The organism is Antrihabitans cavernicola (assembly GCF_008297975.1).
Classification (GTDB): Bacteria; Actinomycetota; Actinomycetes; order Mycobacteriales; family Mycobacteriaceae; genus Antrihabitans; species Antrihabitans cavernicola.
The window spans coordinates 122,551-136,862 of the sequence record NZ_VLNY01000001.1 but is presented as its reverse complement, the minus strand read 5'-3'; the positions used below and the strand labels follow the sequence as shown (position 1 = coordinate 136,862).

Below are 14,312 nucleotides of genomic sequence, written 5' to 3'. Positions count from 1 at the left end.
ATGTTGCGCCCGCTTCAGCGGCTGCGTGACACCGGTCACAAGTCGGATACCTTATAGGGATGGTGGTCCCATGGGGAATCGACGAACGTTCCTGATCCGCGATGACCGATGCCGATCCGCCTCCCACGCAACGTGATCTGACCCCGACCATTGCCGACGAACTCGATGCCGCAGGTCTCGAGAATGCCCAGGAGATCGGGCGCGGTGGATTCGGTGTGGTGTACCGGTGCGAGCAACGCTCGCTCGGTAGAACCGTTGCGGTCAAGGTGCTCTCCGCAGATCTCGACGACGAGAACCGTGAGCGTTTTCTCCGCGAAGAGCACGCGATGGGCAAGGTCAGCGGGCATCCGAACATCGTCGACATCCTGCATGTCGACGTGACTCTGACCGGTCGGCCGTACATCGTGATGCCGTTTCACGCGCGGGGTTCGCTGGACACGGTGGTGCGTGACGACGGTCCGCTCGGCTGGGCTGCGACGCTGCGGATCGGGGTGAAGCTGGCGGGCGCTGTCGAGTCCGCCCACCGGGTCGGCATCCTGCATCGCGACGTGAAGCCCGCGAACGTTCTGGTGACCGACTACGGCGAACCGCAGCTCACGGATTTCGGTATCGCACGGATGCCGGGCGGCTTCGAAACGTCGACCCACATGATCGCCGGTTCGCCCGCATTCACCGCCCCTGAAGTGCTGAAAGGTCTACCGCCGACACCTGCGTCGGACATCTACGGACTCGGCGCAACACTGTTCTGCCTGATCACCGGGCACGCGGCGTTCGAGCGTCGCACGGGGGAGAAGGTGGTCGCACAGTTCCTGCGCATCACCACCGACCCGTTGCCGGACATGAGCGCCTTCGACATCCCGTCCGACGTCGCTGCGGCGATCGAAGCGGCGATGGCTTCGGAGCCGGCGAACCGGCCCGCGACGGCCGCCGATTTCGGGCAGTTGCTCGCCGGTATCGAAGCGACCAACGGGTTGGCGGTCGACGACATGGCGTTGCTCACCGGCAGACCCGCAGCGCGTGCGCCGACGACCGGCGTCGCGACATCTGCCACGAAGTTTCGGCCGCCGCCGCCGACCCGGGTACAACTACCGCGGACCAGACTGCTGGATCAGCTTCGGGCAGGACGCGCGCGTCGGCTCACCTTGATTCACGCTCCCGCCGGCTTCGGCAAGAGTTCGCTGGCCGCGCAATGGCGCGAGGTGCTGACCGGTGACGACGTTTCGGTCGGCTGGTTGAGCATCGACAGCGACGACAACAACGTGGTGTGGTTCCTGACGCACTTGGTCGACGCCATCACTCGGGTGCGGCCCGACATCGGTTCTGATCTCACGCGGACCCTCGAAGAGGGTGGCGAGCAATATGTGCTCGGGGCGCTGATCGAGCAGGTGCACGTGAGCGGCCGACCGGTTGCGATAGTCGTCGACGACTGGCATCGCATCACCGACGACGGTGTTGTGCACGCGATGGAGTACTTGCTGGACAACAGCTCTCGACAGCTACGGCTGATCGTGACCAGTAGGTCGCGCAGCGGTCTGCCGCTGAGCCGCATGCGAGTTCGCGACGAGATCGTCGAAATCGACACCGATGCACTGCGTTTGACCGAGGACGAATGCTCACAGTTCTTGATCGACCTGCATGGGTGCGCCGTGACCGATGCTCAGGTCGCCAAGATCTTCGCGGCAACCGAGGGGTGGATGGCGGCGGTGAAGCTGGTCGCGCTCTCGTTGCACAAGACCTCCGATCCGGTCACGTTGATCGACCGACTCTCCGGCAACCACCGCGAGATAGGCGAGTATCTGGCCGAAAACGTCTTGGACACAATCGAACCGAAGATGCTCGAGTTCCTGATGTCGCTCTCGATCGTGGAACGTGTCTCCGGCAGTCTTGCCGCAACACTGTCCGACCAACCCGATGCGCTGACCTTGTTGGAAGAAGCCGATCGGCGAGATCTCTTTCTGCACAGGATCGACGAGGATCCCGACTGGTTTCGCTTCCAGCTGCTGTTCGCCGAATTTCTGCGTACCCGGCTCGAACGTAAACACCCGGGGCGGACTCGGATCCTGCACCTGCGTGCGTCGGGTTGGTTCGCAACGCATCAGATGTTGCGCGAGGCCGTCGATCATGCCGTTGCGGCAACCGAACTCGATCTCGCAATGGATCTGATCGAGTCGGGTGGAAACGATCTGATCGAGCATTCGCGGATCGGCACATTGCTCGGAGTCGTCGGAAAGCTGCCCGTGCAGAAGGTAGCGGCACGATCGCGGCTGTTGATGACCGTTGCCCGCGCCAACGTGGGTCTGCAGCATTCCAAGGCGGCGCGATCGGCGCTCGATCGGATCACCAACGCGTTCACGGCGTCCACCTCCAACGATGCGGAACAACGCATCGAAGCGGACGTGCTCAACGGCGCAACCGAAGCCATAGCCGACCGTACCGATGGCGTCGATGCCCTTGTTGCCGAGTGCCTTTCGCAACCGGACGACGTACCGGCCTGGGTGGTCTCGTTGGCCGCGAACACCCGATCGTATGTACTGATCCACGACGGTAAGTTCGTCGAAGCGCGAGAGTTGCAAACGTGGGCCGTCGACTACCACGCGCGATCCAACGACCCCCTCGCCGCTGTCTACGGACACTGTCTCGCCGGGATGGCCGCGCGCGAACAGCTCGACATCGCCGCGGCTGCAGCGAGCTTCCGGGCAGCGAGGAAGGTGGCGCCGGATCACCACTCGCACGCGATGCGACTCGCGAGTGCCATGCTCGGGCAGCTCGTCTACGACCAGGGCGACCTCGTCGCCGCGGAACGCCTGCTCGACGATAGTCATCGACCTGGAACGGATGTCGGTGCTGTCGACTTCCTGATCGCAACGCTCGTCACCGGTGCTCGGATCAAGGCACTCCGCGGTGACCTGACTACGGCGACAGCTCGGTTGGCGCAGGGCGCCGCGGTCGCAGAGCAGCATGGACTACCGCGATTGGCTGCCTGGGTCGACTACGAGCGCGCACGCTGGCGACTGCCACGCGATGTCGTTGCACCGTCGTCGGATCGGCGCACAGCCGCGGTGGTCGAAGCCGCAACGATCGTCGCACTGCTGGACGAGCACCGACTAGACAGCGACGAGGAGGCGTGCCGACGCGCCCGCGCGTTGCTGAAACGGACAACCGGCCCGTTTGCAGCTGTGCAAGCGACGCTTCTGCTGGCTGCGAGCCTCGCCGCCGCCGGCTGGACGGGCGAGGCGAAGGACGTGGTGGTGCCTGCTGTCGGCATCTGCGCCGAGCTGGGATTACCGCAAGTTCTGCGCGACGGCGGTGCCCGCGTCGTTGCGCTCGTCGCGTCGCTTCTCGAAGTCCGTCGAAACGGACAGTGGCCGTCCGCATGGCCCGACGTGCCGCAGACGTTTCTCGCAGACGTGTGCGAACTCGACCGTTGACCCAGGTAGTGGCTCTGCTCACACGTGAGCGAAGAGTCATCGCAAAGTCGAGGCAGTCCAGGAACAATTGCCACAACAACGTCGTAGTGCACAGAGGAGATTCACGTGGGACAGGTCAGTGCCAGCAGTTCGATCACAGTCGCAGCGGCCCCGGAAGCGGCGCTCACGGCGTTGTCGGACTACGAGACGGTGCGACCCCGCATCCTCCCCGAGCAGTACCGCGACTACCGGGTGATCTCGGGTGGTCAGGGCGACGGCACCGTTGCCGAGTGGACGCTGCAGGCAACGTCGAAGCGTTCGCGCAACGTCAAGGCGAGCGTTGCCGTTGCGGGTAACACGGTCACCGAGCGTGACGCCAACTCGTCGTTGGTCACCCGCTGGACCGTCGAGCCGAGCGGTACCGGTTCGCAGATCACGACCACCACCGAATGGGTAGGCGCGGGCGGCATCGGCGGCTTCTTCGAGAAGACCTTCGCGCCGTTGGGGCTGAAGAAGATTCAGGCGCAGACGCTGGAGAACCTGAAGCGCGAGCTGGGGTAGTCGCTACGGATCGACGAGGACGCCGGGGTTGAGAATCCCGGCGGGATCGAGCGCGCCCTTGGCTGCCCGGAGTGCGGCGGCGAACACGTCGGGCCGCTGCCTGTCGTACCACGGGCGGTGGTCACGTCCCACCGCATGATGGTGAGTGATGGTGGCGCCCGCGTTCGCCAAGGCTTCGGATACCGCCGCTTTGATCTGGTCCCACTGCGCAAGTGTGCTGCCCCAACGCCCGGCCGCGTAGATCCCGAAATACGGTGCGGGACCGTCCGGGTAGACGTGTGTGAACCGGCACGTCAGCACACCCTGCGCGTCGACCGAGGCAAGCGCGTCGTTCGCGGCTTTGCGCACCGACGCGTGCAGGTCGGCGAATGTGTCCCAGGTACAGGCGGTTTCGAAGGTTTCGACGATCATCGACCGAGCCGCGAGGGCGTCGCGCTGATATGGCATCCGTAAGAAGCTGGAGCGCCACGCATCGGAGACAGCGGTGGGCGCGGGAGCGTCGGCGCTGTCCGTGCGCCGCGGCGGTTCGGGCAGAGTTCCGCCGTGGTCGCGGCACAGTTCGACAACCCGATCGAGCCACGGACCGACCGGATGATCCGCGGACTCGAACGCGAGTACCAGCACACCGCCCGATGACGCCGTGCCTGCATTGATGAACGCTTCGGCAGGATCGAGTAGTCGACAATTCGTCGGAAAGATCCCCGCTTGTGCGATCGCGCGAGTAGCCGACACAGCAGCCTCGAAGTCCGAGAAATGCACGGTTGCGTTGCCGCGCCAGCGGGGGCGATCTTGCAGCCGCATCCACGCCTCGGTGATCACCCCCAAGGTGCCTTCTGAGCCGAGGAAGAGGCGATCCGATGACGGGCCTGCACCCGAGCCCGGCAGCCTGCGCGATTCACTGATGCCCGCCGGGGTCACCACCCGCATCGATTCCACGAGGTCGTCGATGTGGGTGTACAGAGTGGCGAAATGCCCGCCCGCTCGGGTGGCCAGCCAGCCGCCGAGCGTCGAAAACTCGAACGACTGCGGGAAGTGGCGCAGGGTGAGGCCTGCCGGACGTAGAACGTCTTCCAATGCGGGCCCGAACACTCCAGCTTGGATGCGTGCGGCTCGGCTTGTCCGGTCGATCTCCAGTACTCGATCGAGTGCTGCGAGATCCATGCTGATCGTCCCCGCGTAACCGCCGTCGAACCTCGGCTCGATGCCGCCGACCACGGAACTTCCACCGCCGTAGGCGATTACCGCGATATTCGAGCGACTGCACCAATCCAGGATGTCGACGATCTCGGTTTCGCTCGACGGGCGGACAACCACGTCGGGGACATTGCGTAGATCGCCGTGGAGATTGCGAACCACATCTCGAAACGCCTTACCGTGCGCATGAGCGGCGCGATCTACGAGATCGTCCGAGCCCAGGTGAGCAAGCGATGCGGGCACGGTGACTCTGGGTCGACGGATGTCCAGCGAGCGCGGGTCAGGGGGTTCATGTGCGCGCAGATCGGTGTCGGGCAACATCGCCGACGTTCGACGCGTCAGCTCGGCAAGCTCGACGCCGTGGACCGCGTCTTCGACGTTGCCCCAACCCCACCATGACCGTGTCTTGTTCATCTACCGATCCTTCGTTCGTGTCGACGTGCCGAGTTCTTCGGCGGCAACCAGGGCGCCGAGGATTCGTGTGCACCGCGCGGTCATCGCCGATGCCGACTCATCGGGGTGATCGAGCCACCACTGCACAGCCGACGTGACGGTGTTGAGCCACAGATGGAGCGTGAGCGAGCGGTCGAGGAGGTCCGCGCTACCGGCCGTCGCGAGCACCTCGGCGGTGCCCGTCGCACCCAGATCGGACAGTGCGCGTCGGTAGCGTCGCGCCTCTTCGCGCACCACGGACTCGGCGGGCAGGCTGTGGTCGTTGAGGATCAGCCAGTCGTGTCGGCGAGGCTCGAGGGCTGTGAAGATGGCTTCCAGCGTGTCGAGCGCCCGAAGAGCGGTGACGCTTTTCTGCGCTGCCGCGACCGACTGGACCAGCGCGTCACCTGCCCGTCGCAGGCACGCGAGGTAGAGGCCGTCCTTCGATTCGAAATACACGTAGATGAGTGGTTTCGAGATGCCTGCCCGGCGCGCGATGTCGGCAATGGACGCCCGCGCGTAACCGCAGCGAGCGAACTCTTCCGCCGCGATGTCGAGGATCTGAAGCTCGCGATCGGCGCGTGGCACGCCCTTGGTCCCCGCATTCGATGAAGCCATGCCAGCACCGTACCCGATAACTGAACATGTGGTAATTTACCCATTAGTCAATTAACGATCGCGATCGGATCGCGATGGCCTGGGAGTAATGGAGTGCACATGCTGACCACCGTCTGGCACCAGATCCAGAACCCGGTGCTCTACGCCCTGCCGATCTTCGCGCTGTTCATCGGCGTCGAGTTCCTGCTGGAAAGACCCACGACCACGACGAGGAGTCGGACAGCCGCTACCTCGGCCGCGATACGGCAACGAGCTTGGCAATGGGCTCGGGCGCGTTGGCCTTCATGATGGCTTTCAAGCTGCTGACGCTGGTGCTGTTCGTCGCGATGAGCGTCTATCTCGCGCCCTGGCACATCCCCGTCGACACGTGGTGGAGCTTGGTGCTGCTGTTCGTCGTGGTCGACGTCGCCTGGTACTGCAATCATCGGTTCTCGCATCGGGTGCGGATCGGATGGGCGGCGCATCAGGCACATCACTCCAGCGAGTACTTCAATTTCGGTACCGCGTTGCGGCAGAAGTGGAATCCGTGGTCCGAGGCGATCTTCTGGGCGCCGTTGCCCTTGCTGGGGTTCGAGCCGTGGACGATCTACGTGGCCTTCGGCGCCAACCTCGTCTACCAGTTCTTCAGCCACACGGAGTCGATCGGCAAGCTGCCCGCCCCGATCGAGTTCATCTTCAACACCCCGTCGCATCACCGCGTGCACCACGGCAGTGATCCCGAATACCTGGACAAGAACTACGGCGGCATCCTGATCGTCTGGGATCGCATGTTCGGTACGTTCCAGCCCGAGCTACACCGGCCGACCTATGGCTTGACGAGCCCGGTGGGCACGTACAACGTGTTCAAGCTCCAGTACCACGAGTACGGCAACATCGCCCGCGATGTTCGACGGGCCGTCGGCTGGAAGAACAAGCTCGGCTACATCGTCGGACCGCCCGGATGGAAGCCTGCCGACCAGCAGGCGGACATTTCGGAGCCTGTGCGGGCAACCGCGTGACCGGCTCGTCGGTTCGGGTGATTCGGATCGGTCAGCCCCAGGTTCGCAACGCGGTCGACTCCGAGACCGCAGCGCGGTTGCACGACGAATTCACCGCATTCGACGCCGACCCGACCGCGAAGGTTGCCGTGCTCACCGGCGACACGGCGGCGTTCTGTTCCGGCGCCAATCTGAAGGACCTGCCCGATCTACGGGACGACGGTCCGTTGGGTCCGACGAGGCGGCAGCTTTCGAAGCCGGTGGTCGCTGCCATCGACGGCTGGTGCGTTGCGGGCGGGATGGAGTTGGCCGCGTGGTGCGACTTGCGAGTGGCAGGCGATACGGCGCGATTCGGCTTCTTCGATCGCCGTCACGGCGTGCCCTTGGTCGACGGTGGCACGTATCGCCTACCCAAGCTGGTCGGGCTCGGACGCGCGCTGGATCTGATCCTGACCGGGCGTGAGATGTCGGTCGCCGAAGCACACACCATCGGGTTCGTCGATCGGGTGGTTCCGGCGGGGACCGCACTGGACGCGGCTGTCGAACTCGCGGAGCAGATTGCCGCGCACCCGTGGCGCTGTGTGCTCAGCGATCGTGCGGCCGTGTACGCCGGACTCGAGCTCGGCACCAGGCAAGCCCTGGCCGCCGAGGACGAACTCGGACAGAGCACCATCTTTTCGGTCGACTTCATCAGCCAGCTGGCTCGCACCACGATGCGCGGTGCGCTGAGACGGGTCAAGTCGGCGATCGGATAACCGACCGCTTCCGGCGCGGGCACCAGTCGTGCCGCGACGTCAGCGTCTAGGCTGGCCTGGATATCTGCATCGATCGGCGCTGACGGCGCCGCGAGAGAGGACGGCCCGTGCAACCCGGTGGACAGCCCGATATGCAGCAGATTCTTGCTCAGGCGCAGCAGATGCAACAGCAGCTGATGGCCGCGCAGGCAGAGATCGCGCAGGCGGAAGTGACAGGTCAGGCCGGTGGTGGCCTGGTGACCGCAACGGTCAAGGGCACCGGCGAGATCGTGTCGCTGGTCATCGACCCCAAAGTCGTCGATCCGCAGGACGTCGAAACACTGCAAGACCTCGTCATCGGCGCCATCAGCGACGCATCGGCAAAGGCTCAGGAAATCGCGTCCACCAAGCTCGGCCCACTGGCGGGGCTCGGTGGCGGTGCGCTTCCGGGCCTGCCCGACTTCTAGCGAGCCTGCGTGTACGAAGGTCCGGTTCAGGATCTGATCGACGAGCTCGGCAAGATGCCCGGAATCGGTCCGAAAAGCGCGCAGCGCATCGCTTTTCATCTGTTGTCCGTCGAGCCGCCGGAAATCGACCGGCTGCAGCGAGCGCTGCAGAAGGTGCGCGACGGGGTCCAGTTCTGCATCATGTGCGGCACAGTCTCCGACAAGGAGCTGTGCCGAATCTGCTCGGATTCTCGCCGTGATCGCACCCAGATCTGCGTCGTCGAGGAGCCCAAGGATGTGCAGGCGATCGAACGCACCCGCGAGTTCCGCGGCCGCTACCACGTGCTCGGCGGTGCACTCGATCCGCTGAGCGGCGTCGGACCCGACCAGCTGCGGATCCGTGAGTTACTGGCGCGGATCGGCAACCAGGAGGACGGCATCGACGTCGGTGAGGTGATCATCGCGACCGATCCCAACACCGAGGGCGAAGCGACCGCTACCTACCTGGTGCGGATGCTCCGCGACTTTCCCGGACTCAGCGTGACCCGATTGGCGTCGGGACTACCGATGGGCGGCGACCTGGAATTCGCCGACGAGCTGACCCTCGGCCGGGCGCTGTCCGGTCGGCGGGCAATGTAGTTCGGCAGGCGGGTAAATCGGCTACGACGCTCTTCGGGCGGCGATCAGATCCAGGCAGCTGCAACCGCCTGCCAGATCGAAGCAATCGACGACGAATGCGTGGCGCAGCCGGTCGAGTTCGACGCAGCCGTCTTCGGTGCACTCGGCGATGTTGCCGGTGTGCACGATCAGTGTTCCGTGGCAGTGGTCGGTTGCCGTATCGCATGACGAACAAGCCATGACCCCGGTCTACCACCGTGTGACGACAGCTGCGGGGAGATCACCGGGTGTGTCGGCCCGCGATGTACAAGATCGCATCGGCCCCGTCGAGCACGGCCTGATCGAGGGGAAAGTAGCCCTTCCTCGGATCCGTATCGGTGCGAGTTCGTCCGGTGGTGGGGGGTTCGGTGATACCCCAGGTGGTGAGCACGGGGTCGAGCGTGCCCTCGTAGGTATCCGCGGCGGGCGCGCCGAGTTCGAGAGCGTCGCTGCGGCCGAGGCTGCCTGCGACAAAGGTGTAGTCCAGCAGCGAACCGACGATCGATCCTCGGTTCAGATGAAAGTTGTGCGCGAAGACGAATGTCGCACCACGGCGGTCCTCGATGCTGCGGATATCGCGAAGGTTCTGTGCCATGATCGCGTCCCGCACGGCTCCCAACACCCCGTACCGTTTGCTCTGTTCGATATCCTGCGCCGCCTGATTGTGATAGCGCAGCAGTCCGATCCCGGCCGTGAGATGCGTTGTGGCCCTGGTCCACTCGTTGCGCGAAGTCTTCGCGATCAGCTCTGGGGCACGCTCGTGCAGCTCGGCGAACATGTCGTGGGCGAGCAATCGCAGCCGCTGCGCCTCGGGCGTGGCGCCGAGCGACTCGGCGGGATTCAGGACCGCTTCCGCGCGACTCCATCTTTCGTCGTCACCCGCAATGCTTGCGAGATCGACGTCGAGACCCAGGTAGTCGCGGCTGTATTCGAGATAGCGACGCGGACTGGGCGCGCAGGGGATCTCCGTCTGCGTATCGAAGCCGTGAAAGGCCAGTCGGTCTGCGGGGGAGCGGTTCTGGTTGTACTCGCGCATCCACTCGACCAGCGCCCTGTTGGCTGCGAAATCGCCGAAGTCGTGGGAGAAGCCATCGCGCATGACGGCGTAGAGGCTGCCGACACCGTCGCGGACGTAGTCGTCGACTTCGAGTGCGGCGACTCTGTCGGTTTCGAGCGCAATGGAGCGAAAGCCGCGTTCGACGAGTTGTCCGAACAGCGTGTTGCGGACCGACCCGAAAGCCGGCTCCCAGTGTGTCGGCTCGCCCAGTGCCAGCAGGTCGCAGGACGAAGGGACGAAGTCTCGAATGTCTTGGCTCATGTGCCTCAATCGTATCTTTGAAAGAACGGTTGAGACTTGTGCTGGAGTGAAGTGGTTTTCTCCAGGTAAAGTATCAAAACGATGATCACCCTGCGCCCATCCGATCTTGCGCAGGAACATTCTCTCTCGACCCAGGCGGTTCGCAATTACGAACGCGACGGATTCATCCCGCCTGCCGAGCGCACCGGCAGCGGCTACCGCATCTACACCGAGATGCACAGGAACGCGCTGCGAACCTATCTCGCGCTCGTTCCCGCCTTCGGGCATACGGCTGGTGGTCAGATCATGAATGCAGTGCATCGGGGCGATCTCGATGCTGCCCTGCGCATCCTCGATCGCGGTCACGTCCAGTCGGTTCACGATCGGCAAACGCTCGACACGGTACGGAAGGCGGTCGATCATCTGGTGGCGGAGTCCGACTCCGATTCCGGGGCAACGGATTCTATGACGGTCGGCGAACTCGCAGGCCGACTTCGGGTCACGTCGGCGACGCTTCGCAACTGGGAAGCGGTCGGGATCCTCACGCCCGCGCGAGATGTGGCCACCGGTTATCGCGTCTACCGAGCAGTCGACATCCGTGACGCCGAACTCGCACATCTCCTTCGGCGCGGACACTACCCGTTGGAGTCGATCGCGGACGTCGTGCGCCAGATCCGTTCGGCAGGCAGCACCGATTCCCTCGCGCGGGCACTCGACGGCTGGCAACGCAGCGTGACTGCTCGCGGCGTGGCGATGCTCTTTGCTGCCGGTGAGCTCAGTCGCTACCTGAGCGCGCGGGAGTGATCGAGAGCAGTCGCCACTGCCTGACCTGACCTGCGACTCGCGCAGCACAGGTGGTGAGGATAGGGGCCGACAGCTCTTCGGCCAATCGCACTTCGATGGGACCATCCGCGCCGTCGAGGACGATCGTCGTTTCTGGCGGCGATTCGACGATCGACAGCGGCGCGAGCGCGTCGATGCGATCCTCGCCTGTCAGCAGTCGAGCGTGATGCTGAGCCGCTTGCACCGTGTTGGGGAGCGAACTGCGGCCGCGGAAGTAGCGTTCGTCGAGTCTGCCGTCGGCATAGAGCCGGACCAGCTCGGCGGGTTCCGCGGAATCGACTCTGCCGTAATACAATCCGTGCGGCAGCAGCAGCATGGTCGCCGCAAACCGGTCGCCACCCAGATGCGAGCACTCCCACGTCCACTCCGGATAGCGCTCGGCAATGGTGGCGGCGACGGCGCGACCCCGGACGGCACAGCACTGGTCGTGCTTGCCGTGCGCACACACTGCGACCAGCGGATCGGCCGATGCGATCCCGGTCGATCCGTCCAGCGGAATGCCCAGTAGTTCTTCGGCGGTGTCGACTTCGCCCCAATGCACCGACTCGCTACCGGGGGTGGAATCGGCTATCGCCCAACGGTATCGGTGTTCGGCAAGGCGGCGCCCGGACCGTCTGATCGCAACGATCCGCATGCCCGCACCTTCGGCACGGCGAACCAGCGCGCGTCCGATGTGTGCGTCGATCGCCAACGGCGATTCCAGGAAGGCGGAGTGACCCCACGGCCCAGACAGTTCGACGAGCAACCAGCGCAGCCCGCGAGATCCGGTGCCTTCCATGGGATCACCCCTGTGCAGCGCAACGTTGCTGCAGGGCTCCCAGTCGGGTGCGCTCACGCGGGTGCCACGACGACGGCCTCACGGAGCAATCTACGTACCACCACCAGTCCATCTTCCTCGGTCAGTCCGGGGAGCGTGCCTGCGGTCGCGGGTCGGCCCGCGCGGATGGCGTCGAGAGCGTCGGCGCAGACGTCGGGAAACGTGATGGTTCGACCAGGCAGCGACAGCTCCACCGTGCCTGTGCGACGCCGAACCGACCCGATCAGCCCGTGTCGCCATTGCACCGGTGTTGCAGCGGTCAGGTTCGAGATAGTGGCCAGTGTCTGCAGCGGGCGAACGGCAGCGGGTCGCGTCAGCTCACCGAACCGATCACTGATCGACTGTGCGACAGCGTCTTCCGGTGCGGCGATCTTCAAGGTGTCGAGAATTCGCTCGACGGTTTTACGCACCTCGGATCCCACCGCGTCGTGGTCGGTGAGGTCGAGATTCATCGGCAGCGACGCCCGAAGGTCCGCGTCGTCGGCCAGGCTGGTCAGCACGCGGTGCGCGATGTCGTAGCGCGTGAACGGTGCGACGCCCACGGTGAGGTGAATCGAGGTGTCGCCGAGTGCCATTGCCGAATGAATCCACCCGCGCGGCAGATAGAGGGCGTCGCCTGGGGCCAGCACGGCATCGATCACCGGCCGGTCGTGGGCGAGGGCGCCGATCGCGTCCCGGTGATCGGTCCATGGTTGGTTCGGCAACGGATCGCGGTGCACGGGAGCATGGACAGCCCAGTGCTTTTCGCCACTCACCTGGAGCACGAAGACATCGTGCACGTCGTAGTGCGGATCGAACCCGCGATTGCTCGCAGGCGTGATGTAGGCGTTGGTCTGAGCGGGATGACCGAGGTCGTCGACCATCGTGCGCACGAAATCGATGATCGGCGGCCAGAGCCGGTGCAGACCTTGGAGAACGATGGTCGCACCCGCGGCGAACTCGGCGAGCACCTTCGCGGAATCGACCTGATCCGGCATCTCGGCGCCGAAACCGGCTGAGCCTGCGAAACATTCGCGGTCGAGAACCGAACCGTTGCGCGCAAGTCGGATGAACGGAGTACGCACTCCCCGCTCGGCGATCAGCTCGTCCACCGCGTCAGGAGAAAGCAGGTCCTGAAAGTCGCGCGGCAGATCGGCTGACCGGCTGAGCAGGGGAGCGCGCCCCCAATGTTCGCGTGCGAACTCGGCTGGATCGACCGCTACGCAGCGGCTGATCAATGCCGAAGATCAGGCAGTGCCGTCGGCGCCGCCGTCATGGCCGGACGGGTTGGAACCGCCGTCTGCAGTGCCTTCGCCCGCAGTGCCATCGGCACCGCCGTCGTGACCGTCCGGGTTCGAGCCGCCGTCAGCCGTACCTTCGCCGGCCGTGCCGTCCGCGCCGCCGTCGTGGCCGGAGGGATTCGATCCACCATCGGCTGTGCCTTCGCCGCCGGTGCCGGTCGAGGTGGTGATGTCGTCATCATTGATAGCCATCGTCGATTCCTCTCCTCGCGTGGGTCGCCCAGTGCGGCCCCCTCGGACAACTATGCCCCGAGTTGCGTTGGGTGTGCCCGGAATCGGATTCGACGAAACACAGGTTGGTGCTCACAGCCTGACCGCGGCAGCGAACAGCGACGTCATGGCGACCAGGGTGATGGCGATCATGCAGCAATGCTCCGCCGCGCGTAGCCCACCCCCGGCGATATACAGGCTGCCGAGCACCGCGACGCCGAAAGTGCTGCCCAACTGTTGGACCGCGTTGAGCAGACCGGCCGCCGATCCCACTTCCTTCTGCGTCACCGAATGGAGCGCTGCCATGAAGAACGCAGGCGTGAAAAGTCCGACTCCGATGCCGAGCACGGCCAGTGCTCCGAGTAGCGGTACCGGAAACTCCGTCGGCACGGCCGTTCGGTACACGAGCGCGGCGGCCGCCAAACCTGCGATGGCGAAAGCCGCACCCACGAACATGATTCGATGTCCGTATCGGGGAACCAGATAGCTGCCCGCGATCCATGACGACACCGCCATGCCCACCGACCACGGCACCAGCGTCAACCCCGGCGGTGCGCACGTCGGTTCCCAGCCCGAGCTGAAGCTGAAGTACGACGACCAGTGTCATTCCCGCGGTCATCGCGAAGAACAGCGTGGACGTATGTGTCCAAATCCAGAGGCGTTGTACCGATATCTGACGACCCGGCTTGCCGAGCATCCGATCGCAAGCATCGAAACAGCGCCGGTGCTGCGCACGCAGAAGGCGGTTGCGCCGATTCGACCAGTGTGACCTATTGCACACTCCGGTCATCCGCGCGTACGATCAAGATGCGGAACGAGGTTGTAAATCGGTTAACGGT

The 14,312-nt window shown here is 64.7% G+C and carries 15 protein-coding genes and 1 pseudogene; 8 read left to right on the top strand and 8 right to left on the bottom strand.

Annotated elements, in window-relative coordinates:
- The first annotated feature begins 101 nt into the window (after positions 1 to 101).
- Positions 102 to 3,428 (top strand): serine/threonine-protein kinase, encoded by a 3,327-nt coding sequence (locus FOY51_RS00690; RefSeq protein ID WP_149428292.1) that lies wholly within the window; start codon positions 102 to 104, stop codon positions 3,426 to 3,428.
- A gap of 105 nt (positions 3,429 to 3,533) precedes the next feature.
- Complete coding sequence (locus tag FOY51_RS00685) at positions 3,534 to 3,968, top strand: SRPBCC family protein (protein ID WP_149428291.1); 435 nt, start codon at positions 3,534 to 3,536, stop codon at positions 3,966 to 3,968.
- Between the two features lie 3 nt (positions 3,969 to 3,971).
- On the opposite strand, the gene FOY51_RS00680 is transcribed toward FOY51_RS00685, so the two are convergent.
- Together FOY51_RS00680 and FOY51_RS00675 are read right to left on the bottom strand one after the other, a co-directional pair.
- Positions 3,972 to 5,576, bottom strand: a complete 1,605-nt coding sequence (locus FOY51_RS00680; RefSeq protein ID WP_149428290.1) for an FAD-binding oxidoreductase — start codon at positions 5,574 to 5,576, stop codon at positions 3,972 to 3,974.
- The gene (locus tag FOY51_RS00675; protein ID WP_149428289.1) at positions 5,577 to 6,212 is read right to left on the bottom strand and encodes a TetR/AcrR family transcriptional regulator; all 636 of its coding nucleotides are present in this window, start codon (positions 6,210 to 6,212) and stop codon (positions 5,577 to 5,579) included. It abuts the gene before it with no gap.
- Between the two features lie 99 nt (positions 6,213 to 6,311).
- Between FOY51_RS00675 and FOY51_RS00665 the strand changes: the two are divergent.
- The 4 genes and pseudogenes from FOY51_RS00665 (at position 6,312) to recR (ending at position 9,008) form a co-directional block, all read left to right on the top strand.
- Positions 6,312 to 7,210: pseudogene (locus tag FOY51_RS00665) on the top strand (sterol desaturase family protein).
- Positions 7,207 to 7,944 carry a crotonase/enoyl-CoA hydratase family protein gene (locus FOY51_RS00660; RefSeq protein ID WP_235916013.1) on the top strand — a complete coding sequence of 246 codons (738 nt, stop codon included), beginning with the start codon at positions 7,207 to 7,209 and terminating at the stop codon, positions 7,942 to 7,944. Before FOY51_RS00665 ends, FOY51_RS00660 begins: the two are co-directional and overlap by 4 nt.
- A 107-nt stretch (positions 7,945 to 8,051) precedes the next feature.
- Positions 8,052 to 8,390: a YbaB/EbfC family nucleoid-associated protein gene (locus tag FOY51_RS00655; RefSeq protein ID WP_149428285.1), complete on the top strand. Its 339-nt coding sequence runs from the start codon at positions 8,052 to 8,054 to the stop codon at positions 8,388 to 8,390.
- Positions 8,391 to 8,399: 9 nt separating this feature from the next.
- Positions 8,400 to 9,008 (top strand): recombination mediator RecR, encoded by a 609-nt coding sequence (gene recR / locus FOY51_RS00650; RefSeq protein WP_149428284.1) that lies wholly within the window; start codon positions 8,400 to 8,402, stop codon positions 9,006 to 9,008.
- A gap of 21 nt (positions 9,009 to 9,029) precedes the next feature.
- On the opposite strand, the gene FOY51_RS00645 is transcribed toward recR, so the two are convergent.
- Together FOY51_RS00645 and FOY51_RS00640 are read right to left on the bottom strand one after the other, a co-directional pair.
- On the bottom strand, positions 9,030 to 9,227 hold the full coding sequence (locus FOY51_RS00645; protein WP_149428283.1) for a hypothetical protein: 198 nt from the start codon (positions 9,225 to 9,227) through the stop codon (positions 9,030 to 9,032).
- Between the two features lie 40 nt (positions 9,228 to 9,267).
- Positions 9,268 to 10,344 carry an erythromycin esterase family protein gene (locus FOY51_RS00640; protein WP_149428282.1) on the bottom strand — a complete coding sequence of 359 codons (1,077 nt, stop codon included), beginning with the start codon at positions 10,342 to 10,344 and terminating at the stop codon, positions 9,268 to 9,270.
- Between the two features lie 81 nt (positions 10,345 to 10,425).
- Between FOY51_RS00640 and FOY51_RS00635 the strand changes: the two genes are divergently transcribed.
- Positions 10,426 to 11,127, top strand: coding sequence for a TioE family transcriptional regulator (locus FOY51_RS00635; protein WP_149428281.1), 702 nt, complete (start codon positions 10,426 to 10,428; stop codon positions 11,125 to 11,127).
- On the opposite strand, the gene FOY51_RS00630 is transcribed toward FOY51_RS00635, so the two are convergent.
- The 4 genes from FOY51_RS00630 to FOY51_RS00615 all read right to left on the bottom strand — a co-directional run bounded on the left by FOY51_RS00630 (position 11,099) and on the right by FOY51_RS00615 (position 13,989).
- Positions 11,099 to 11,944, bottom strand: a complete 846-nt coding sequence (locus FOY51_RS00630) for a ferredoxin family protein (protein WP_149428808.1) — start codon at positions 11,942 to 11,944, stop codon at positions 11,099 to 11,101. The genes FOY51_RS00635 and FOY51_RS00630 overlap by 29 nt on opposite strands.
- Positions 11,945 to 11,997: 53 nt before the next feature.
- Positions 11,998 to 13,200 (bottom strand): cupin domain-containing protein, encoded by a 1,203-nt coding sequence (locus FOY51_RS00625; RefSeq protein ID WP_149428280.1) that lies wholly within the window; start codon positions 13,198 to 13,200, stop codon positions 11,998 to 12,000.
- A 9-nt stretch (positions 13,201 to 13,209) separates the two neighbouring features.
- Positions 13,210 to 13,455: a BatC protein gene (locus FOY51_RS00620; RefSeq protein WP_149428279.1), complete on the bottom strand. Its 246-nt coding sequence runs from the start codon at positions 13,453 to 13,455 to the stop codon at positions 13,210 to 13,212.
- 111 nt (positions 13,456 to 13,566) lie between these two features.
- Positions 13,567 to 13,989, bottom strand: a complete 423-nt coding sequence (locus FOY51_RS00615; protein WP_214633037.1) for an MFS transporter — start codon at positions 13,987 to 13,989, stop codon at positions 13,567 to 13,569.
- Between FOY51_RS00615 and FOY51_RS27365 the strand changes: the two genes are divergently transcribed.
- Entirely contained in the window at positions 13,988 to 14,242 is a 255-nt protein-coding gene (locus FOY51_RS27365) for a hypothetical protein (RefSeq protein ID WP_214633036.1), read from the top strand. The two genes, FOY51_RS00615 and FOY51_RS27365, sit on opposite strands and share 2 nt — an antisense overlap.
- The last annotated feature ends 70 nt before the right edge of the window (positions 14,243 to 14,312 follow it).

Bases quoted from the DNA above. Each gene is read 5' to 3' on its own strand.
- FOY51_RS00690 (WP_149428292.1), top strand. From the start codon at position 102: ATGACCGATGCCGATCCGCCTCCCACGCAACGTGATCTGACCCCGACC.
- FOY51_RS00680 (WP_149428290.1), bottom strand. From the start codon at position 5,576: ATGAACAAGACACGGTCATGGTGGGGTTGGGGCAACGTCGAAGACGCG.
- FOY51_RS00675 (WP_149428289.1), bottom strand. From the start codon at position 6,212: ATGGCTTCATCGAATGCGGGGACCAAGGGCGTGCCACGCGCCGATCGC.
- FOY51_RS00645 (WP_149428283.1), bottom strand. From the start codon at position 9,227: ATGGCTTGTTCGTCATGCGATACGGCAACCGACCACTGCCACGGAACA.
- FOY51_RS00640 (WP_149428282.1), bottom strand. From the start codon at position 10,344: ATGAGCCAAGACATTCGAGACTTCGTCCCTTCGTCCTGCGACCTGCTG.
- FOY51_RS00635 (WP_149428281.1), top strand. From the start codon at position 10,426: ATGATCACCCTGCGCCCATCCGATCTTGCGCAGGAACATTCTCTCTCG.
- FOY51_RS00630 (WP_149428808.1), bottom strand. From the start codon at position 11,944: ATGGAAGGCACCGGATCTCGCGGGCTGCGCTGGTTGCTCGTCGAACTG.
- FOY51_RS00620 (WP_149428279.1), bottom strand. From the start codon at position 13,455: ATGGCTATCAATGATGACGACATCACCACCTCGACCGGCACCGGCGGC.
- FOY51_RS27365 (WP_214633036.1), top strand. From the start codon at position 13,988: ATGCCCACCGACCACGGCACCAGCGTCAACCCCGGCGGTGCGCACGTC.
- FOY51_RS00615 (WP_214633037.1), bottom strand. From the start codon at position 13,989: ATGGCGGTGTCGTCATGGATCGCGGGCAGCTATCTGGTTCCCCGATAC.